Here is a 19,546-nt window from a genome sequence, read left to right as displayed (position 1 = left end):
TTGCCCGTCCCTCATTCACAAGCGACATTGACCAGGCGCATAGGGCACGCGAGGTCGCCCATTTCCTGAGCACGCGAGGAGAGCGCTCAATGGTGGTCATAGAAACCAACGTCTCGAATGTTATTCCAGCTATCTGTCGTGTGACATGCGCTGCATTGCTCGACTTCGGCGCGCTTGCCCGCCACGCGCCGCGAGACCATTTCGAAATGACCCATGTAATGGCTGGGTGGCGCCTGGTGGCATTGGGCGCATTGCGTCGAGCTGACGGAGGGATGGCGGAAGCTGGGGATGCTCCAGCTCTCGACGGTGTGGCACGAGCTGCACTCGCTGCCGAACCGGCCTTCATGGGGATCGCGATAGGAGTGGCAACTTGCGCAGTTGAGCAAGCCAAGAGGATCTTGGGCGCGCATACCGAGGAGGGGCGTGGAAATTCGTGCCGTAGGCTTAACGTCGTCCCTTCGTAGTAGAGTCTCGCTGTCCATGTTCACGAGAGCACTGAGCAGAGCTTGATGGTCCATTCTTACGATGCCGCGGTCGCCTTCATGCTCGACATGGCAGCTCGTGCATTGCGTTACCTCGGCGTGAAAGCGCGTCGATTGCTTGCTGCCGAAATCCGTATTCGCATGACAGGACATGCAGGTTGCCGCCTCGACGCCCTGATGGGGTGTGTGGCACGTCTCGCACTGATCCGCGAATTGCTGGTGGGCGCGAGAGATCGGACCCGGATTGACCATTCCGCGCCACCCGCCGACGGCGCTGCTGCCCCCTTTATGCACCATCAGCGGTATGACGACCGCCACAAGGACCAGCGCCGTTATGAAGCCGGCATAGAGGAGCGCGCCACGCTTCATAGCCAGCGCAGCCCATAATAGAACGCGGCCCAAATATGCAGGATCAGGAGCAGATAGAGGATCGCGGCCACGGTGACATGAATTCTCCGCCATTTCCGAAGCAGATCCCCAACCGCTGCCTCAGCGCGCACGGCATGTTCGACGTCAGCGATCGCGCCAGCCAATTGCTCGCGCCGGCCAACGAGTTTGTCAGTCTCGACCTCGTCCGGAACGAAGAAGAGTCGCATCAGGCGCACGCGCCACTTCGGCGGTGCGATCGTCGCGGCCTCGTCGGACGGAAGCCCCTCATAGGCCGACTTCAACGACGCCAACTCGGCATTGCGTCCGCGCACAGCCCTGGCGAGTTCACCAAGCAAGTAACGGCCGGTAAAGCCGGTGACGACGATCAGCAGCATCACGCCCGTCAGTGCGACGCCGAGCGGGCTGTTGAACTTGTGGGCGGCATGAACGAGGCCCAGGATCGGCGCGAGCACGCCGGCATAGATGTGAAGCGAGAGCAGCGTCCGTGTGCTGACGCGCGGCGTTATCCAGGCATTGACGGCGGGGATGCGCTTCGCGACTACATAAAGGAGCGGCGCCAGCATGAGCAGCGCAGCGCCGATCCCGATCAGGCTGCCCAGCAGGCTGCCGGGAAAGCGCGGCGAGGCATGGAAGATGAAGCCAAGCGGGAATAGAACCAGGAGCGCGACGAGGATGGCGACCAGCGCGCCGCTGCGCTCGCGCATCAGGCTTCTACAACCAGCGGGCCGCCGGTGCTCCTTGCTTGACAGGCGAGAACATAGCCATCAGCGGCATCGGCCGGATCAAGCCCGGTCTCGATCGCCATCGTCACCTCGCCTTCAAGGAGGCGCGTGACGCAGACCCCGCAGTCGCCGACCCGGCAGGCATAGGGAATCTCGATCCCTGCGTCTTCTGCCGCTTCCAGCACCGTCTGGTCAGCACGCAACGCGGCGGATACCCCCGAGAGTGCGAACGTGATGGTCGCCGCAGCTACATCCCCGCGCGCTTGCGCTGGCGAGGCTGGCGGAGCGTCAGTGCTGGTCACGGCCGCCGGCGCGTCCTCGATGGGGAGCGACGCGGGACCGAACGCCTCGCTGTGAATCTGCGCGTGGGGAACGCCGAGTTCGACCAACAACCCTCGCACGGCGTCCATCATTGGCGGCGGCCCACACAAATGGATGCGTCTTTGCGCAAGATTCGGCACCGCCGCCGTGAGTGCCTCCTTCGTGATCATGCCCGTCGGGCCTGCCCACTCGGCGCTGGCAGCGTCCTGCATCGTGGCGAAGACGCGCAGCCGTTCGTGCAGGCGCTCCAATCGCTCGATCTCGTCGCGAAACACGAACTCTTCGGGCGATCTCGCGCCATAGACAAAGAAGATGTCGCCTGGCCAGGCGATGTCCGTCAGATAGCGCAGCACGGACATCATAGGCGTTATGCCCACGCCGCCGGCGATGAGCACGATGCTATCGGCATCGGAGCCGGTGAAGGTAAACTTGCCGAACGGGCCGGTGAGCTTGAGGAAATCCCCGGCCTCCACATGGTCGTGCAGATAGCGCGAGACGGCACCGTGCTCCTCGCGCTTGACCGTCAGCTCGACATAGGCGCGCTGCGAGGGCGAGGATGCGATCGTGTAAGATCGCCGCGCTGTCTTTCCGGGCTCAAGCTCGACTTCGACCTGGAGGAATTGACCGGGCAGGAAATCGAAGGGCAACCGGCCGGTCAAGGGCTCAACCAGGCGATAGGTTTCGATCGTCGGCGTCTCGCGCACGATGTGCGCGACCTTGAGCTGTCCAGTCCAGGGAGGCGGACGTTGCGATGCGCGAGCGCCAGCCGGCGGCGCATTGGCGGCGCGTAGCGGCGGGGCGTCCCTGCTCCTCACGTCCGCTGCCTCACGCGGCGAAAGGCCCGCCACGACCGCGCCAGGGCGTTCGACCAACGCGCGCACCCGCCGCGCACGCGCGACCTGCAACATGAGCAGGCCGGCGGACATCAGCACGAGAATGGTCATGAACAGCAGATGGGCCGGGGATGCGCCGAACAGGCGTCGGCCCTCGTGGCCATGCAGCGGTAGGGCGGCCATGCCCATTTCCTCGCGAAACCAGTTCAGCGCTACACGCTGGGGCGGCACGCCGTCCGCAAGCGCGGCCCGAACCGTAGATCCGCTATGAAACAGATCGAGGCCCTCCCGCATCTGGTCGGCCGCCTGACGAGCCTCCTCGGCCGTGGCGGCGCGCTCGGCGCCGGCGACGCCGCGATGCAGCAAAGCGAGCCCCTGATGGATGCGCATATCGACTTCGCCGGCAAGCCGGTGGCGGCCATCGTCGGTAAGGGCGGGCAAGCCGATGAGGCGAGGATAGAATGGATCGACCTGGCGCCGATGATGTTCGCCTTCGCCCATCATCTGCGCCATCATCTCGGCCATCGCATCCGATGATGGGGTGGGCGTCTGCGATGGCGTCGGCATTGGCATCGCGGAGGCGGAGTTCGCGGCCGGGTGGTGAGCGCTATGATCCTCCTCCACCTGCGCGTGCGCGTTCGCCGGCGCGAGAGAGAGTGCGACGGCGGCCGCCAGAACAACAGGAAAAGGCTGCTGAATCACGGACGGAGCACCTGATTCCGTCCTATTCGTGCTTCATCCCCGGCATTGGCGGCGGCTGGGCCGGCGTGGCTGCCGGTGCCTGCGAGGTGGGCGACCCGCCCGGATGCGCCGCCCCCTTTTGCGCATTGTGTTCCTCCTCCATGCGCATGTGATCCATCCGCAGCCGATGATGTTCCTCCATCATCTGGTGGTTCGTCTGGCCACCGGCGGCGTCCATTGCATGAGGGTCGGCATCATGGTCGCGCCCGCCATGCGCCGCCGACGCCGCGTTCGCGTCTTGCGTTGCACTGGCCGCTGGCGCGACAGCGGTATTCTCGGGCGTCGTCGCCTGATCGTCGCCAGAGGCGTTGCAACCGGAAAGACCGAGTGCAACCAGAGCCGCCGCAGCCGCCATCCACGTTCCGCTCGGGCGCTTGCCTTTCACATCAGCCATTATCCCGTCTCCCTACCTCTGTCATTGCACTCGCCCTGCATTGGCCGCCGCGTTCACGACTGACGCGGAGAGCCAGGTCGTCAGACCGTCCGCACATCATTCGTTGTAGGAAGACGACGATTGCAGCCGATCCGACGAGTCCTATGGCCGGTCAGTTGTTCTCAGAACTGGTCCCGGCAGGCGCTGGCTGCGAAAGAATCTGACGACACCGGCGGTGGCTGAGGTTCATCGGGTTGGCGCCCCGGCCCTTCATCTCACCGTGATCGTGGCGATCCGCCACGCCCATGTCCTGTTCCATTGCCCGACAGGACGCATATTCCGCCGGGGTCGCTTGCGTCGTAGCGCACGCCCCCAGCAGAAGCATTGATCCCGCCACCGCTATTGTTATCCCGAGCTTCATGATCATCCCTTTCCGTAGTAAAAGCGTCTCGTCGCCGTTCGCGGCTCTCCCCCCGCAGTTCTCATTCTCGCTGGTCCGGGAACTTGGCCCCACGCACAGGAAACCATAGGCGGGCAGGAGGGCTGGTCTTTAACCGACATCAAATTGCCATGCGTTTTTTGGGGAGTTGGGCGACGTCGCTAGCGATGAAGCCCCGACTGGCCCTGCCTTTGCGATTTCACCCAATGACCGCGACGAGCTACAGGAAGCGTAATCAAAACCAGAGGCGGACACCGGCAACAAAGGTCGCGCCACCAACGTCCTCGCCATCCGCTCGTGCGTAGCGCGCCGTGCCGCCGAAGCGGCGCTCCCAGGCGACACCGATATAAGGTGCGAACTCGCGCACGATCTCATAGCGCAGCCTGAGCCCGAGTTCGACATTGGTGAGGCCCGAACCAAGCCGGTCGCGGGGCACGTCCTGCGCTGACAAATTCATTTCCGCGCGCGGTTGCAGGAGCAGTCGTTGGGTCAGGCGCATGTCGTGATACCCCTCGAAGCGCGCCAGGACGTCGCCCCGATCGGAGAGAAACACCGTGCCTTCCAGCTCGAACCAGTAAGGCGCCAGTCCCTCAACCCCGACCGCCGCATAGCTGCGCGAGCGTTTGAAGTCATAGCGAACGCCGGCCTGGAGGTTCCAGTAAGGGTCGATCGCACGGCTATAGAGCAATTGCAGGTCCGCGCGATCGGTGCCGCCGCGAAAAGCGCCTTCACCCTCGCTCTTGATGGTGAGCTGGTTGATGTCGCCACCGATCCAGGTTTCCATATCCCAATGGTAGCTGCCACCGTTGCCGGTCGCGCGATACTCCAGCAGATTGAACAGCACCTGGCTGTAGATTCCACCGCCATGCTCACGCCGCTCGCCCGCACGCGCACGGGCCATTTCCGAAGGCGAGAAGCTCCGATCGGCATAGAAGTCGGCCGGCACGGGAGGAGGAGGTGCGTCGCCCGCGGGAAGCGCCGTGCCCGCGACGCCGTGCGACGGGGTTTCGCCCGGCGCACCGTGGCCCGCGTGCGGGTCCGCGACCGTTGGCGAGGCGGGTTGCGCGCTATGCCCGGCATGCGGATCAGCAGCCGTTGACGGGGCTGGCTGCGCAGCATGTCCCGCGTGTGGGTCTGCGGTCGTAGGTGATGCAGGCGGAGCATCATGGCCCGCGTGGGGATCGGCTGACTCAGGGGGCCGCGCTTGCGGCTCGTCCTGCGCTGGCGCGCGGTGCCCGGCATGCGGATCTTGGGGCGCTTGCTCGCCTTGAGTGGGCATCGGCATGCCGTGCTGGCCATGATGGGCTTGCGCGAATGCGGCCGGAGTATGCGCGAGAGCTGCCGCCGTCGCGAGCGCGATGATCCGAACGCTCATCGGGCGTCTCCTTCGGGACGCACCGTGATCACCTGCATCATCCCGGCGTGCATGTGATACAGAAGATGGCAATGGAACGCCCAATCGCCGACGGCGTCCGTGGTCACGTCGAATGTGACCGAACCGCCCGGAGCGACATTGACGGTATGTTTGCGCGGCGCGAACTCGGCGTGGCCCGTCACCAACTCGAAGAAATGGCCGTGCAGGTGGATCGGGTGCGCCATCATCGTGTCGTTGACGAGCGTGATGCGCACGCGTTCGTCCTGCCGGAATGGGATCGGATCAGGGAAGTCGCTGAACTTCACGCCGTCGAACGCCCACATATAGCGTTCCATGTTGCCCGTCAGATGAAGCTGGAGGCTTCGGCTCGGCGCGCGGATGTCCGGGTTGCGATCCAGCGCCATCAGATCGCGATAGGTCAGCACCCGGTGTTCGACGCCGTCCAAGCCCTGGCCCGGCTCGCCGGTGCGATCCACCGGCATCGGCGCGATCGACTGCACCGTCGGCGTGCGTGCCACGCCAGGCGCATTGGAGAAATCACGCATCGAATGGCTCATCTCGCCGCCTGAACCCGCGCCTTGGACGGACGGGACGCCGTGACCCATTGCGCTGTGGTCCACGCCATCGCCTGCCTGGCCGTGGTCCCCGTCGCCATGATCCATGTCGCCCATGCCCATGTCGCGCATCGTAGCGAGCGGGCGTTCGCGCAGCGCCGGGACTGGCGCTGTCATGCCCGCCCGGGGTGCGAGCGTCGCACGTCCCATGCCTGAGCGATCGCTTGCCTCGGCGACCAGCGTGTAGGCGCGATCTTCCGGCTCGACGATCACGTCGTAGGTTTCCGCGACGGTGATCTGCAACTCCTCCACCGGGACCGGGCGGACGTTCAGCCCATCGGCCTGAACGACGGTCATCCGAAGGCCCGGAATACGCACGTTGAAGATCGTCATGGCGGCGGCGTTGATGAAGCGCAGGCGCACCCGCTCGCCCGCGCGGAACAGTCCGGTCCAATTGTCTTCCGGCCCATGACCGTTCACGAGGAAGCTGTAGGTCGATCCGGTCACGTCGGCGATGTCGGTCGGGTCCATCCGCATCCTGCCCCAGGCGAGACGCTCCCCAAGTGACTGATCGCGCCCGTCCAGAAGGCCGGCGACCGTCTGGCGCTGGTAGTTGAAATAGCCGCCTTGCTGCTTGAGCCGGCGAAAGACGAGGTGCGGGTGCATGGTGCTGTAATCTGACAGCACGATCACATGCTCGCGGTCGTAGCGAACCGGATCTTCGCCCGCCGGATCAATGATCATCGGCCCGTAATGGCCGAGCTGCTCCTGGAGTCCCGAGTGGCTGTGGAACCAGTAAGTGCCCGACTGGACGACCGGGAACTCATAGACGAAAGTTTCGCCGGGGCGGATGCCGGGAAAGCTGATGCCTGGCACACCGTCCATGTCTGCCGGCACCAGTAGTCCGTGCCAATGAATCGAGCTGTCCTCGTCGAGCGCGTTGGTGACGGCGATCCGCACATTCTGGCCTTCGCGCAGGCGGATGAGCGGTGCCGGGATAGTGCCGTTCATGGCGATGCCGTGGCTCGTGCGCCCGTCGATGGTGATCGGCTGATGCGCGATACGCATTGCGATCTCCTCGCCGCTGAGCATGGGCATGTCGGGCGCGATGCCGGCCGAGACCGGCTGCGCCCAGGCCGGGAACCAGCGCGCGAGCGCCAGGCTGCCGCCGGCCAGCGCCGCACCGCGCAGCAATGCGCGCCGGCCAATGGCAGATGAAGTCATGAGGATGGCCCTTCGTCGTTCGTCGTCCTGGAGGATACGCCGGACTCGCTTTGGCCCCTCAGAATCTCGTTCAATTTCTGGCGCGCTCGATAGACGCGGGTTTCCACCGTCTTCTCGGTAACGCCGAGCACGGCTGCGGTTTCGCTCTGCGAGAGGCCCTCCACCGTGTGCAGCAACAGCGCCTCTTTCAGTCTGGAGGGCAGTCCGGCAATCGCCAGCATGACGCCCTTGAGCCTCTGCCGATCGGCCAGCACGACATCTTGCGGGATGCTCTCGTCTGCCACCGCTTCCGCGGCGCCCAATGGTAGCGCGGCCGTCAGCAACCGTCGCACGGCGCGTCGACGCGCCCAATCGCGGCACTTGTTAAGCGCAATGCGCGCCAACCAGTGGCGAAACGGGCGCACGCGGTCGTAGCGGTCAAGCGCCGCAAACGCGGCGATGAAAGCCTGTTGCGTGACGTCGACCGCTTCGTCAGCGTCGCCGATATGGCCGCGGACGATGCGGTAGATCGGTTCCCGGTGCCGGGCCAGCAAGTCCGTATAGGCCGATTGGCGCCCGGCGAGAGCCATCGCCGCAAGCTCGCCGTCTGTCAGTGGCCCCTCGGCCACCCCTATCGTTCCGTTGCTGTCAGCGCCCTCGTGACCGCCTCGTCGAAGCGCTGCGCCTGGTCGGGGCGAAGCACAGCCCGCATCTCGAAGATATGTTCCAGTGTTGCCTTCTGGAGTTCGCCCATCACTTGGTGCGAGTGATCCACGGCCGAATCGACCCGAGGGCCATAGCCTTGCTCGGCCCGGATTGCGGCGGCGAGGCGCGCATTATCGGCGCGCATTTCAAGTTCGAGCGCACGGCGGCGCATGGCGAATCGCTCCTCGATGTTCTCGATCGCCGCGAGTTGCTGGGAATCCAGATCGAGCTGACGATGCAGGAGAGCATGGAGTTCAGTCTCGACCGGCTCTTTAACCGGGATCAATTGCCGTCCGACAAAAACCCCTCCGATCGCGCTTGCAAAGGCGACCAGCACTACCAGCAGGATGCGCGTCCGGTTGGTCATGGAGTGTCGGCCAAAAGCGTCGAGGGCGCCAGAGCGGATGGGGCGCCAAACGGGGCGAGCGGTGTGCGGGTTGGGTTTGGCTGGGTGATTCCCGAACCCAAGATGCCTACAAACAGTGCAGCGATGGCCACCAAGCCGAAGCTCGCGTTCGACACGGTGATGCCGCTGGGGGGACGGATGCTGATGGCGGCCAGAACTTCACCATCAATATCGGCTAGCCGATCCGGGGCCGGCGCGGCGCGCAGGTTCCCCAGCAATCTGTCCAGCTCGTTCATTGCGAATCTCCTTCCGATGTTCCCTGATACGCAATTGCGACCGTGCGCCCCTCGGTTTTGGCGTCCTCTTTATCGCGGTTAAAGGAAGGGGGTGCCCGACTCGTAACCTCGCCCGTCCTCCATGACCAACAGGATACTCACCATCAATCCTGCGAACGATGGTAGCCGGTGGTGGGACAATGCGACGCAATCCGCACGGCAGCCTGCCGATCGCACCGATTTTGATCTGGATTGAAGACACGCACCCGTTGGTCAAGCACACTCATCATCAGCGATTTGCATGAGCGGAGAGTAAGGTCTTGTAGAGCGATGACCAAATCGAGTGATAACACGGCGGCGCCCGAAGATGCGGCCAGGCCGCATGACGCGGCCGTCCAGCGCGCGCTGGTCGAAGCGCGGGACGAGATTCTCGTCTTCCTCCGTCAACGCCTGCGCAACCGGGACGAGGCGGAGGAGGTGTTGCAGCGCTTCTCACTGCGTGTGCTGGAGCGCTCTGGGCAACTCCGCGACGTCCAGACCGTGCGCGGTTGGCTTGGGCGTATTCTCGCCACCACCATCGTCGATCACCAGCGCGCCCAAGCGCGCAGGCATCGACGAGAAGCCACGATCGACAGCATCGACATCGATGCGCTGCCCGCCGACCCTGATGCGGAGATCGACGCCACCGTCTGCAATTGCCTCTACCGGCTCTTGCCGACGCTGAAGGCAGAATATGCCGACGTCATCTGGCGTGCCGACATCCTGGGCGAGCCGCGCGACCGGCTGGCGGCGAGCCTCGGCACCTCGCTGAACAATGTCACCGTCCGCCTGCATCGCGGCCGTAAGGCGCTGCGTAACCGGCTTGAGGAAATGTGCCGCACCTGCTCGACGCATGGTTTCCTCGACTGCCGCTGCGACGAGTTGCCGCTTGCCGCGGAAGGGGCGACCGCCACGGCCAAGTCCGTTCGCGCGCCGGCCAAGTCACGCCGTGCGCGAAAGGACCACCCATGAATCTTCGCGCTGCCGCCGCGATAGGCTGTGTGTCACAGCCACGCCATCGCGGCATTATGATCGACCCCGGCGACACCGACCAGACGATCCGGGTCGAGTATGCGCAGGCGGCGGTGATGAAATTCGACGACGCCTTCCTTGCGCAGCGCGCGTAAAACGCGGTTCACATGCACGAAGGTAAGACCTGTCGCGTCGCCGATATGCTCTTGCGTGAGCGGCAAATACATCTCCTCGATGCGATTCCCCGGCCATTGCGTCCGGCAGCGCACAAACAGTTCCAGTATCAGGCATGCGACGCGCTCGCGCGCATTGCGCCTGCCGACGCTGGTAAGGTGGTCGAAGGCGAGCGCCCGGTCGCGGCTCAGGGAGCGCACCAACCGCGCCGTAACGTCTGGGCTGTCACGCAGGCGCGCGGTTAGCACCGCGAGCGAAACGACGGATACCAGCGCCTCCGTTAGCGCCTGGGCGCCATAGGTCGTGCGCCCGCTCGATCCCCCGCACATGCCGAACACCCCACCCGGCAGCACGAACTGAACGATCTGCCGGCGCCCATCTTCCAACAAGGTGTATAACGCCACCCAGCCATCAATGAGATTGTAAACAGCGTCGAACGGGGCGCCGACGCCGAACAGCTCCTGGCCGGCTTCGACCTTGCGATCCGTGCTGCGCGAGCCGGGAAGGAGGCGAAGCTCGTCGGCAACCGGGCCATCGCCCGAGCCGGACCCGCCTAACCGATCGGCTGGCTGCGTCATCCACGCCACATTCGGCGCCGGCGTCGACCGTCCGACACTTTCTGGTTCTGGTCCATGTGCGCGCGCACCCCCTTTGCGATCAAGAGGACGCCATCCATCGCTCGTCTGCGCGCGCAGCGTCCTGAAGGATAAAGACGCTGGAGCTGCCCCCATATTACACCTCAAGCACACCACCGCCGCCGAACCTGCGTGGCGGTTGTGATGGATACGTGCGCGAGACGATCACCCCTTGGCCGAAATTTTACCGGGGTTAAGGACTGAGCATGCAGGCGCGGATACACGCATCGGCGGACCCGACCTTGCACCGGAGCCCTTATGGCCAAGCTCACTTCCAAGCCACTCGCACAGGAAGCCGCGCGCACTGGAGTTATGGTGGCAATGCGCGCGGAAGGACCGATTCTCTGTCCCTTCTTTGCGCGCTGCGATGGCGTCGTCGTCTTCTCGGCCGACGGCGCGATTGAGACTTTTCCCGCAGGCCCGGCTTCGGGAGAGCGCTCCATCTGCGACGTGATCACCGAAAGCGGTATCGAGCGCCTGGTCTGCGGCTTTATCGCCGAGCCCTACCGCGCCCTCCTGCGCGCGCGCGGCGTCGACGTCCGCTTGGGCTCATGCCGCGAGGCGATCGCGGCGCTGGCCGCCCGCTTCGATACGCTTCCTTCCGCCTGAACGCTTGAGCCAACCCACATCGTCGCCGGGAAACCACCGTGGCACGATTTAACGCTGATCAAAGACGCGGTTCCTCCCTCTGCTACCCTTGTTCCCCGATGAAGGGGTCTGGTTCAGGCGCCGACCGGGCCGAAACGGAGGCTGATGAATGGAAGCCGAGAACATCAAACGCGACTCAAACCGTCGCCAATTTCCCATCGCGAGTATCGTTCTGGTGGGCTTCCTCCTGATCGCAGGCTTCTTTCTGATCCTAGAACACCGAGCGCATCTGCTCGGCTGGCTCCCCTTCCTGATCATCCTCCTATGTCCGCTGATGCACATCTTCATGCACCGCGGTCACGCCGGGCATGGCGCCGCCCCGGAGACTCCTCAAGGCGAGCCGGCCCAGCGCCCCCATCGCCACTGATCGGACCATAAAGGGGGCGTTCTCTTGGAAAATAGCATTCCGGCCTATGGGCTTTGGTCTCTAGTGGTGCTGAACTCGGCCATCTTCATCCTGTTCGCGTTCAGCTTTTTCAAGCCGCAGACCAAGCGGGACTGGCGCTCGTTCGGCGCATTCAGCGCTTTCATCATCGCGCTCTTCACCGAGATGTATGGCTTTCCGCTTACCATCTACCTGCTCTCGGGATGGCTACAGAGCCGCTATCCCGGCGTCGACTGGTTCTCGCACGATGCCGGCCATCTTCTCGAAGAACTGTTCGGCTGGCGCGGTAATCCGCACTTCGGTCCATTCCATTTGCTCAGCTTCGCGTTCATCGGCGGCGGCTTCATCCTGATCGCATCCGCATGGAAGACGCTGTATGTGGCCCAGCGCGACGGCAGGCTGGCGACGAAAGGTGCTTACGCTTGGATTCGCCATCCGCAGTATCTTGGCTTCATCCTCGTGATGTTCGGCTTTCTGCTGCAATGGCCGACCCTGCTGACGCTGCTGATGTTTCCTGTGCTGGTCATCATGTATGTGCGCCTCGCTCGCGCCGAGGAACGCGATGCAATCGCGACTTTCGGCGCCGACTATGAGACCTACAAGCGCCGTGTTCCCCGTTTCATTCCGCGCCTGGGACGCACCCCTGCCTGATGGAACCGCTGTCTGAGGGGCGCTTCAGGGGCGTGCGTATTATGATTCCGACCACGGCGTCCGATCAGCGCGCCGACCGCCGCCACGCTCGAACAAGGACAGAGGGATGAACCAGGACGGTGCGCAGCACGCCCATCACAACCATCATCAGCAGGCGACGGCCAGCGCCGCCGGTGCTGGCGTCTTTGTCCAGGCGGGGGGCTCGACTCATGCCGAACATGCCGGTGGGCACGACCACGGCGCGATGATCGCCGACTTCCGCCGCCGTTTCTGGGTGGTGCTCGCGCTGACACCGCCGGTGCTGTTGCTGTCGCCGATGATCCAGCATTGGCTCGGTCTGGCGGAGAGGCTCGCCTTTCCAGGCGACGGGCTGCTCCTCTTCGCCCTGTCCACCATTGCCTATGTCTATGGCGGCTGGCCGTTCCTGACGGGCTTCGTGTCCGAGCTGCGCAAGAAGCAGCCCGGCATGATGACGCTGATCGCGCTGGCGATCTCGGCCGCCTATTTTTTCTCGGCTGCCGTCACGTTCGGATTCCCCGGCGAGGAGTTCTATTGGGAGTTGGTGACGCTGATCGGCATCATGCTGCTCGGCCACTGGATAGAGATGCGCTCCGTCATGGGCGCCTCGCGGGCGCTTGAGGAGCTGGTGCGCCTCCTGCCCGACACCGCGACGCGCATCGACGCCAACGGCGCAACGCAGGAAGTCCCGATCTCGGCCTTGATGCCGGGCGACCGCGTCCTGGTCCGTCCGGGCGCCAAGGTGCCCGTCGACGGCAGCATCCTGGAGGGTGCTTCGGGCTTCAACGAAGCTATGTTGACAGGGGAGTCACGCCCCGTCTCGAAAGGGGTGGGCGAGCCGGCGATCGGCGGCGCCATCAACGGCGCCAACGCCGTGACCATCGAAGTAACGGCGACCGGCGACAAGACCTATCTCGCCCAGGTCATCGACCTAGTGAAAAAGGCGCAGGCGACACGCTCACGCACCCAGGACATCGCCAACCGAGCGGCGGCCTGGCTCACCTATATCGCGCTCTTCGTCGGCTTCGGAACGCTGGCCGTCTGGCTCATGCTCGGCCAATCGACCAGCTTTGCCATCGAGCGGATGGTGACGGTGATGGTCGTCGCCTGTCCGCATGCGCTGGGCCTTGCGGTGCCGCTGGTGGTCGCGGTGAGCACTTCGCTCAGCGCCGGCAATGGCCTCCTCATCCGGGACCGCGCCGCCTTCGAGCGCGCGCGCAAGCTGAACGCGGTGGTGTTCGACAAGACCGGGACGCTGACCGAGGGCCGCTTCGGGGTCAGCGACATCGTGCTGCTCGATAAGGGCGACGAGAACGAGGAACTCGCTTTCGCCGCCGCCGCCGAGAGCCAGTCCGAGCATCCCATCGCCCACGGCATCGTCGCGGAGGCCAGGGATCGCGGGCTCGATGTCCCCAAAGCGAGCGAGGTGCGCAACATCACCGGCGAGGGGATCGTCGCCAATGTCGGCGGACAGGAGATCCGCATCGTGAGCCCCGGCCACCTCGCCCGCGCCGGCCAGGAGATTTCCGACCCGCGCCTCAAGCAGCTCGAAGGCCAGGGCAAAACCGTGGTGGCGCTGGTGCGCGAGAGCGCGCCGCGCGCCTTGTTCGCGCTTGCCGACATCGTGCGGCCGGAATCGAAGCAGGCGATCGCCGAACTCAAAATGCTCGGCATCGACTCCGTCATGCTCACGGGCGACGCCCACGGCGTCGCCCAGGCGGTATCGGAGGAATTGGGCATTGCGGAATATTTCGCCGAAGTGCTGCCAGACCAGAAATCGGACAAGATTGAGGAATTGCAGCGGCGCGGCCTGGCCGTGGCGATGGTCGGCGACGGCGTCAACGATGCCCCGGCCCTGGTGGTGGCCGATCTGGGCGTCGCCATCGGCGCGGGCACCGACGTTGCCGTGGAATCCGCCGACATAGTGCTCGTGCGCAGCGATCCACGCGACGTCGCCGCCATTCTCGGCCTTTCGCGGGCAACCTATCGCAAGATGGTCCAGAACCTGCTCTGGGCGACGGGCTACAATGCCGTCGCGATCCCGATGGCAGCGGGCATCACCTTCGGCACCGGCTTCCTGATGACGCCCGCGGTGGCGGCCGTCTTCATGTCGGTAAGCACCGTGATTGTCGCGATCAACGCGCAATTGCTGCGCTTCTACAAAGGGCGGCAATAAGCATGGCAGGGCCGCATCGGGAAGATGACATGCGCGTGATTGTTCCCCTGCCGGGCAACGAAGTCTTCGCGCGCGACCTGTCCGCAGCGGGGGGATGGGAGCTTGGCGCGATCGAGACGCGGCGCTTTCCCGATGGCGAAACCTATGTGCGTCTGCTTGATGACGTGACCGATAAACGCGTCGATCTCGTTTGCACCCTGGCGCTTCCTGACGATGGCTTTCTGCGCCTGATTTTCGCTGCCGATGCGGCCCGCGCGCTGGGCGCACGCGAGGTCACGCTGGTCGCTCCCTATCTTGCCTATATGCGTCAGGACCACCGCTTTCAGCCCGGCGAGGCTATCTCCTCGCGCAGCTTCGCGCGCCTTATCTCATCAAGTTTTGATCGGCTGATAACGGTCGATCCACATCTGCACCGCTATCCCGCGCTCTCCGCGCTCTACACCATTCCGGCGGACACGCTGCACGCCGCGCCTCTGCTGGCCGACTGGATTGCCGGCCATGTCGAGATGCCGTTGCTCATCGGACCTGATGAAGAAAGTGAGCAGTGGGTCTCGGTGATCGCAGAGCGGATTGGCGCACCGTTCACCGTGCTCAAGAAAATCCGGCATGGCGACCGCAGCGTCGACATCGACCTGCCCGACCTCGGCCCGTGGCGCGATCGTCAGCCGGTGCTGGCGGATGACATCGCCTCTTCCGGACGCACGCTGATCGACGCTGCCCGCAAACTCGCGCTACAAGGCTTTGCGAAGCCTGTCTGCGCCGTGGTGCATGGCGTCTTCGCCGAGGATTCTTACGAGCGGCTGCAAGCGTTCTCTGCGCGCATAGTTTCCTGCGACTCTATTCCCCATCCGAGCAATGCCATTGGCCTCGCGCCGCTGATCGCGTCAGCGTTGGCGTCGCGCCATGCAAGGGCGGAGGCGCTCGTGCGTCATCGCCGCCCACCCGAACCGCTCGATGAAGTCGAGCGCGCTGGCGTCGATTCCTTCCCTGCGAGCGATCCGCCGCCCTGGACCGGCGGATGAGCTGATCGGATCGAAACCTCCAAGAAATGACCGACACGACCTCGCCGCGACGTTGTCGTTGAATTGAAAGGCCGCTTTGATGCTTACCCTCACTTCGCTTGGCGCCGCCGGAACCGTCACCGGCTCCAAGCATCTGCTGCAATCGAACGGCACGCGCATCCTGGTCGATTGCGGGCTGTTCCAAGGCATGAAGAACCTGCGCGAACTCAATTGGGAGCCGCTCGCCGTCGAGCCTTCGAGCATCGACGCGGTTATTCTCACGCACGCCCACCTCGACCATTCAGGCTATCTGCCGCGCCTCGTGCGGGACGGGTTTCGAGGGCGCATCTTCTCGACCGCCGCCACGCGCGAGGTCGCGGCCCTGATCCTCAAGGACAGCGGCCACCTTAACGAGAAGGACGCGGATTTCTTAAACCGCATCGGCGCGACCCGCCACAAGCCAGCCCTCCCGCTATATACGGTGCGCGACGCCGAGCGCGCACTCGACGCCTTCGCCACGATCCCTTTCGGAAAGCCGATGGAGCTTCCTGGCGGGGCCATGCTCACCTTCCGCCATGCCGGCCATATCCTCGGCGCAGCAACCGCTGACCTCACATGGGCCGGACGCCGCATCGCCTTCTCGGGCGACCTTGGCCGCTATGGCGACCCCTTCATGCTCGACCCGGAGCCGATCCCGGAAGCGGATCATGTCGTGATCGAGTCCACCTACGGAAACCGTGTCCATGATGGCACCGATCCAGCCGAGGCGCTGGGTGCGATCGCAGAGCGCACCGTCCGGCGTGGCGGCACGCTCATCGTGCCGGCGTTCGCGGTCGGGCGCGCTCAGGCGTTGCTCTATTATCTTTGGAAGTTGCGCGAGATGGATCGGCTTACGAACGTCCCGATCTATCTCGACAGTCCGATGGCGATCAACGCCAGCGAGATGCTGTGCTCTTTTATGGACGATCACCGGCTCAGCGCCCAAGTTTGCCGTGATTCCTGCGCGATCGCCACTTACACGCGCGAGGTCGAAGAATCGAAAGCGATCACGTTCAGCCCCTATCCCAAGATCGTCATCTCGGCGAGCGGCATGGCGACGGGCGGACGCGTGCTGCATCACCTCAAGGCTTTCGCTCCCGACCACAAGAACACAATCCTCTTCACCGGCTTCCAAGCCGCCGGCACGCGCGGTCGCGCCATGCTCGAAGGCGCGCGCGAGGTGAAGATCCACGGCCAATGGATTCCCGTCCAAGCCGAAGTCGCGGACCTGCCGATGCTCTCAGCCCACGCCGACGCCAACGAACTCATGCGATGGCTGTCTGCCTTCAGGCGGCCGCCAAAGCGCGTCTTCATAGTGCATGGCGAAGCGCAGGCATCCGAGGCGTTGCGTTCGCGCATCGACCACGAGCTGAATTGGAACGCTGTCGTGCCGCGCCAGGATCAGGTGTTCGAGTTGTGACGCAAGGTGATGTCCCGGGAGGCGTCGCGCAGCAGCCTGTGCTCCGCGCCAAACGCCTCGGCTTGCACACCCAAAATCAGCCAGTCGTGATCATGCGAACCGACTGCCATGTGTGCCGCTCAGAAGGGCTTTCGAGCCGCTCGCAAGTGCTCGTCTCGACTGGTAATCGGAAGGTGCAGGCGGCGCTCTACCAGATCGAAGGTGGTGCTCTGCTCGCAATTGACGAGGCGGCGCTATCGGAGACCGCCTGGAAGTTACTCGGTGTCGCCGATGGCGAGGTCGTTCATGTCTCCCATGCGCCCGCGATCGAATCGCTCGCAAGTGTGCGCCATCGCATCTACGGCCATCGCCTCGATGCACCTGCGTTCGCCGAGATCGTCGGCGACGTCGTGGCCGGTCGCTATTCCGACGTCCATCTCGCCGCCTTCCTGACCGCGAGCGCGGCACTTCCCTTGGACGATGATGAAACCGTTGATCTCACCTCCGCTATGATTGCGGTGGGCGACAGCTTGCGATGGTCCGCGCCGCTCATCATCGACAAGCATTGCGTTGGCGGCTTACCCGGCAACCGCACGACGCCAATCATCGTTGCGATCGTCGCTGCAAACGGAATCGTCATGCCGAAGACTTCCTCGCGCGCGATAACGTCTCCGGCCGGCACCGCCGATACGATGGAGACGCTCGCTCCGGTCGATCTCGACATCGCGACGCTAAAGCGCGTCGTCGAACAGGAGGGCGGCTGCATCGCCTGGGGCGGCGCAGTGCATCTCAGCCCCGCCGATGATAGGTTCGTGCGCATCGAGCGCGAACTGGACGTCGATACCGAAGGCCAGCTCATCGCCTCTGTTCTCTCCAAGAAGGTCGCCGCCGGATCAACTCATGTCGTGATCGACATTCCGGTCGGTCCCACCGCGAAGGTGCGTAATTCCGAAGCGGCCGAACGACTGGCTGAGCGCATGCGCTTGGTGGCGTCTCGCTTCAACCTGACAACCCGCTGCCTGCTTACCGATGGCACTCAGCCCGTGGGTCGCGGCATCGGGCCTGCGCTCGAAGCGCTCGACGTGCTCGCCGTCTTGCGCAACGCATCTGACGCGCCCGACGACCTTCGCCGTCGCGCGGTCGTGCTTGCGGGCGCCGCGCTGGAGATCGGCGGCAAAGCGGAGGCCGGACAGGGCGCCGCACTGGCGCTCGAAACACTTGCCACCGGCAGAGCCTGGTCAAAGTTTGAGGCGATCTGCCAAGCACAAGGTGGTATGCGCACACCGCCAGTTGCCGCGCATGTGCAGCCGCTAACCGCCTCGCGTGCCGGACGCGTCGTGCATATAGACAATCGCAGGCTCGCGCGCCTCGCCAAACTCGCGGGCGCACCCGATGCGAAGGCGGCCGGAGTGAGCATGGACATCCGCATCGGGGATGAGGTCGGCCGGGGCGAACCCTTGATTCACCTCCATGCCGAAACCGCCGCCGAGCTTAGCTATGCGCTCGACTATGCCGAACGTAACCCGGACATGGTCACGCTGACGCTGTGACCTCCCGGCTCCAGGCCCGGGCGCATGATCAAGCGGCAACCGAAGCGATCCGTCACCGTGCCATAGAAGGGCGGCGGCTCTTCGGCGCCGGTTTACCGTCAGGCTGCACTTACGGCCGGAAATCCGGCCGTCGCCAGCGCACGCTCAAATTCGGCTTGCGGCTGGTCAGACGTCACGTGGACGATCCGGTTTGGCAGATCGGCGGTGACAGTCGCGGCGGGATCGACCAACTGGATGGCTTTGGTGACGCTCCTGGCGCAGCCGCCACAGGTCATGTTCTGGATACGAAACTGCATGGGACTCTCCTGTTCATGCCTCATGCTCACTCAGATAGGGTTTCCCATCGTTGGAAGGTCAAGGGGACTGCTCGAACTAAATGCGCGCCGGCTTTTGGCGGGGCATCAGGGGCGCGGCGGCGCATGAGTTGCATCCCCTTCCATCTGCCCGCGCACCGACCCGGCTGCATCGCGCGCCATATCCGAACAACAATCTCGCACCTTGCCGCCGAACTCGAACAGGTGTCGCGATTGCGCCGACGCACCTTCAAGCATCGCTGTCGCGAAATCAGCGCCCGCACTCATGAAGTCCTCCGGCTTGCGACAGCGGGTGAACGCTTGCGCTGAATCCACGAGGCGCAGGTTTGTGGTCGAGACGAGTTCCAATTGCTCACGGCAGCCATCGCCATAGGCCGTTTGCAGGCCCGTCGAGAAGGCGCGCAACCGTTCGACATGCGCGTGGAGCGCTTCACGCATGACACCATCCGCGCCCCACCATGCGAGGATCCCACTCCTCGCCTCCGCCTCGCCACCGGCCTTGTCCTTAGTCATTTCCGCGATCCTCGCATTAGCGTCCCGCCGCTGCGCGCCATGCCCGCGTGCGACCTCGGACGGAAATTCTCCCCCATGCGCACTCGGATTAAAGTCAGGGCGGCGCACGATCTTTAATCCAGGTCAAATGGAGAGGCCGGACTACTTGCGGTGTTTCGCGCACGGGTCTTGACCTTCCCATCGTTGGAAGCCCCATCTAGGCTTCGTGGACAAAGGGTATCCAGAGTTTGATTGAGGCCAGTGCGACGAAGCCGAGGTATGATTCTTTGGTTT

The 19,546-nt window shown here is 64.3% G+C and carries 21 protein-coding genes; 9 read left to right on the top strand and 12 right to left on the bottom strand.

Features of this window, described 5'->3' with window-relative positions:
• Positions 1–542: 542 nt before the first annotated feature.
• Entirely contained in the window at positions 543–869 is a 327-nt protein-coding gene (locus tag WFP39_RS09460; protein ID WP_336919251.1) for a hypothetical protein, read from the top strand.
• Here WFP39_RS09460 and WFP39_RS09455 read toward each other — a convergent pair.
• The 8 genes from WFP39_RS09455 to WFP39_RS09420 form a co-directional block, all read right to left on the bottom strand.
• Positions 848–1,576, bottom strand: a complete 729-nt coding sequence (locus WFP39_RS09455) for a hypothetical protein (RefSeq protein ID WP_336919250.1) — start codon at positions 1,574–1,576, stop codon at positions 848–850. The two genes, WFP39_RS09460 and WFP39_RS09455, sit on opposite strands and share 22 nt — an antisense overlap.
• A complete protein-coding gene (locus WFP39_RS09450) occupies positions 1,576–3,450 on the bottom strand; it encodes a 2Fe-2S iron-sulfur cluster-binding protein (RefSeq protein WP_336919249.1) in 1,875 nt (624 codons plus the stop codon). Before WFP39_RS09450 ends, WFP39_RS09455 begins: the two co-directional genes overlap by 1 nt.
• A 22-nt stretch (positions 3,451–3,472) precedes the next feature.
• A complete protein-coding gene (locus tag WFP39_RS09445; protein ID WP_336919248.1) occupies positions 3,473–3,883 on the bottom strand; it encodes a hypothetical protein in 411 nt (136 codons plus the stop codon).
• Positions 3,884–4,536: 653 nt separating this feature from the next.
• Entirely contained in the window at positions 4,537–5,676 is a 1,140-nt protein-coding gene (locus WFP39_RS09440) for a copper resistance protein B (protein ID WP_336919247.1), read from the bottom strand.
• Positions 5,673–7,454: a copper resistance system multicopper oxidase gene (locus WFP39_RS09435; protein WP_336919246.1), complete on the bottom strand. Its 1,782-nt coding sequence runs from the start codon at positions 7,452–7,454 to the stop codon at positions 5,673–5,675. Before WFP39_RS09435 ends, WFP39_RS09440 begins: the two co-directional genes overlap by 4 nt.
• Entirely contained in the window at positions 7,451–8,023 is a 573-nt protein-coding gene (locus tag WFP39_RS09430) for an RNA polymerase sigma factor (protein ID WP_336919383.1), read from the bottom strand. Before WFP39_RS09430 ends, WFP39_RS09435 begins: the two co-directional genes overlap by 4 nt.
• Positions 8,024–8,064: 41 nt before the next feature.
• Complete coding sequence (locus tag WFP39_RS09425; RefSeq protein ID WP_336919245.1) at positions 8,065–8,505, bottom strand: periplasmic heavy metal sensor; 441 nt, start codon at positions 8,503–8,505, stop codon at positions 8,065–8,067.
• Positions 8,502–8,780, bottom strand: a complete 279-nt coding sequence (locus tag WFP39_RS09420) for a hypothetical protein (protein ID WP_336919244.1) — start codon at positions 8,778–8,780, stop codon at positions 8,502–8,504. The genes WFP39_RS09425 and WFP39_RS09420 overlap by 4 nt, the downstream gene beginning before the upstream one ends.
• A gap of 309 nt (positions 8,781–9,089) precedes the next feature.
• Between WFP39_RS09420 and WFP39_RS09415 the strand changes: the two genes are divergently transcribed.
• Positions 9,090–9,770, top strand: coding sequence for an RNA polymerase sigma factor (locus tag WFP39_RS09415; RefSeq protein ID WP_336919242.1), 681 nt, complete (start codon positions 9,090–9,092; stop codon positions 9,768–9,770).
• Positions 9,771–9,802: 32 nt separating this feature from the next.
• Here the strand turns inward: WFP39_RS09415 and WFP39_RS09410 are convergent, their stop codons facing one another.
• Entirely contained in the window at positions 9,803–10,522 is a 720-nt protein-coding gene (locus tag WFP39_RS09410) for a Crp/Fnr family transcriptional regulator (RefSeq protein ID WP_336919241.1), read from the bottom strand.
• 315 nt (positions 10,523–10,837) lie between these two features.
• Here WFP39_RS09410 and WFP39_RS09405 point away from each other — a divergent pair, with 315 nt between their 5' ends.
• The 6 genes from WFP39_RS09405 to WFP39_RS09380 all read left to right on the top strand — a co-directional run bounded on the left by WFP39_RS09405 (position 10,838) and on the right by WFP39_RS09380 (position 16,917).
• Positions 10,838–11,188 (top strand): NifB/NifX family molybdenum-iron cluster-binding protein, encoded by a 351-nt coding sequence (locus WFP39_RS09405; protein ID WP_336919240.1) that lies wholly within the window; start codon positions 10,838–10,840, stop codon positions 11,186–11,188.
• A gap of 148 nt (positions 11,189–11,336) precedes the next feature.
• Positions 11,337–11,594, top strand: coding sequence for a DUF2933 domain-containing protein (locus tag WFP39_RS09400; protein ID WP_336919239.1), 258 nt, complete (start codon positions 11,337–11,339; stop codon positions 11,592–11,594).
• A gap of 24 nt (positions 11,595–11,618) precedes the next feature.
• Complete coding sequence (locus tag WFP39_RS09395; RefSeq protein WP_336919237.1) at positions 11,619–12,263, top strand: methyltransferase family protein; 645 nt, start codon at positions 11,619–11,621, stop codon at positions 12,261–12,263.
• Positions 12,264–12,369: 106 nt separating this feature from the next.
• A complete protein-coding gene (locus tag WFP39_RS09390) occupies positions 12,370–14,457 on the top strand; it encodes a heavy metal translocating P-type ATPase (protein ID WP_336919236.1) in 2,088 nt (695 codons plus the stop codon).
• A 29-nt stretch (positions 14,458–14,486) separates the two neighbouring features.
• The gene (locus tag WFP39_RS09385; protein ID WP_336919235.1) at positions 14,487–15,479 is read left to right on the top strand and encodes a ribose-phosphate pyrophosphokinase; all 993 of its coding nucleotides are present in this window, start codon (positions 14,487–14,489) and stop codon (positions 15,477–15,479) included.
• Between the two features lie 79 nt (positions 15,480–15,558).
• Entirely contained in the window at positions 15,559–16,917 is a 1,359-nt protein-coding gene (locus tag WFP39_RS09380) for an MBL fold metallo-hydrolase (protein WP_336919234.1), read from the top strand.
• Here WFP39_RS09380 and WFP39_RS09375 read toward each other — a convergent pair.
• Positions 16,899–17,027: a hypothetical protein gene (locus tag WFP39_RS09375; RefSeq protein WP_336919233.1), complete on the bottom strand. Its 129-nt coding sequence runs from the start codon at positions 17,025–17,027 to the stop codon at positions 16,899–16,901. The two genes, WFP39_RS09380 and WFP39_RS09375, sit on opposite strands and share 19 nt — an antisense overlap.
• On the opposite strand from WFP39_RS09375, the gene WFP39_RS09370 reads away from it, so the two are divergent.
• Complete coding sequence (locus tag WFP39_RS09370) at positions 17,010–18,446, top strand: thymidine phosphorylase family protein (RefSeq protein ID WP_336919231.1); 1,437 nt, start codon at positions 17,010–17,012, stop codon at positions 18,444–18,446. The genes WFP39_RS09375 and WFP39_RS09370 overlap by 18 nt on opposite strands.
• A 98-nt stretch (positions 18,447–18,544) precedes the next feature.
• Here the strand turns inward: WFP39_RS09370 and WFP39_RS09365 are convergent, their stop codons facing one another.
• Together WFP39_RS09365 and WFP39_RS09360 are read right to left on the bottom strand one after the other, a co-directional pair.
• Positions 18,545–18,742 (bottom strand): heavy-metal-associated domain-containing protein, encoded by a 198-nt coding sequence (locus WFP39_RS09365; protein ID WP_336919230.1) that lies wholly within the window; start codon positions 18,740–18,742, stop codon positions 18,545–18,547.
• A gap of 105 nt (positions 18,743–18,847) precedes the next feature.
• Entirely contained in the window at positions 18,848–19,273 is a 426-nt protein-coding gene (locus tag WFP39_RS09360; RefSeq protein ID WP_336919229.1) for a phasin family protein, read from the bottom strand.
• Between the last annotated feature and the right edge of the window lie 273 nt (positions 19,274–19,546).

The sequence above is a fragment of the Alteraurantiacibacter lauratis genome, from assembly GCF_037154155.1.
Classification (GTDB): Bacteria; Pseudomonadota; Alphaproteobacteria; order Sphingomonadales; family Sphingomonadaceae; genus Alteraurantiacibacter; species Alteraurantiacibacter lauratis.
The sequence above is the reverse complement of the archived record's forward strand: the minus strand, read 5'-3'. Positions and strand labels throughout refer to the sequence as shown.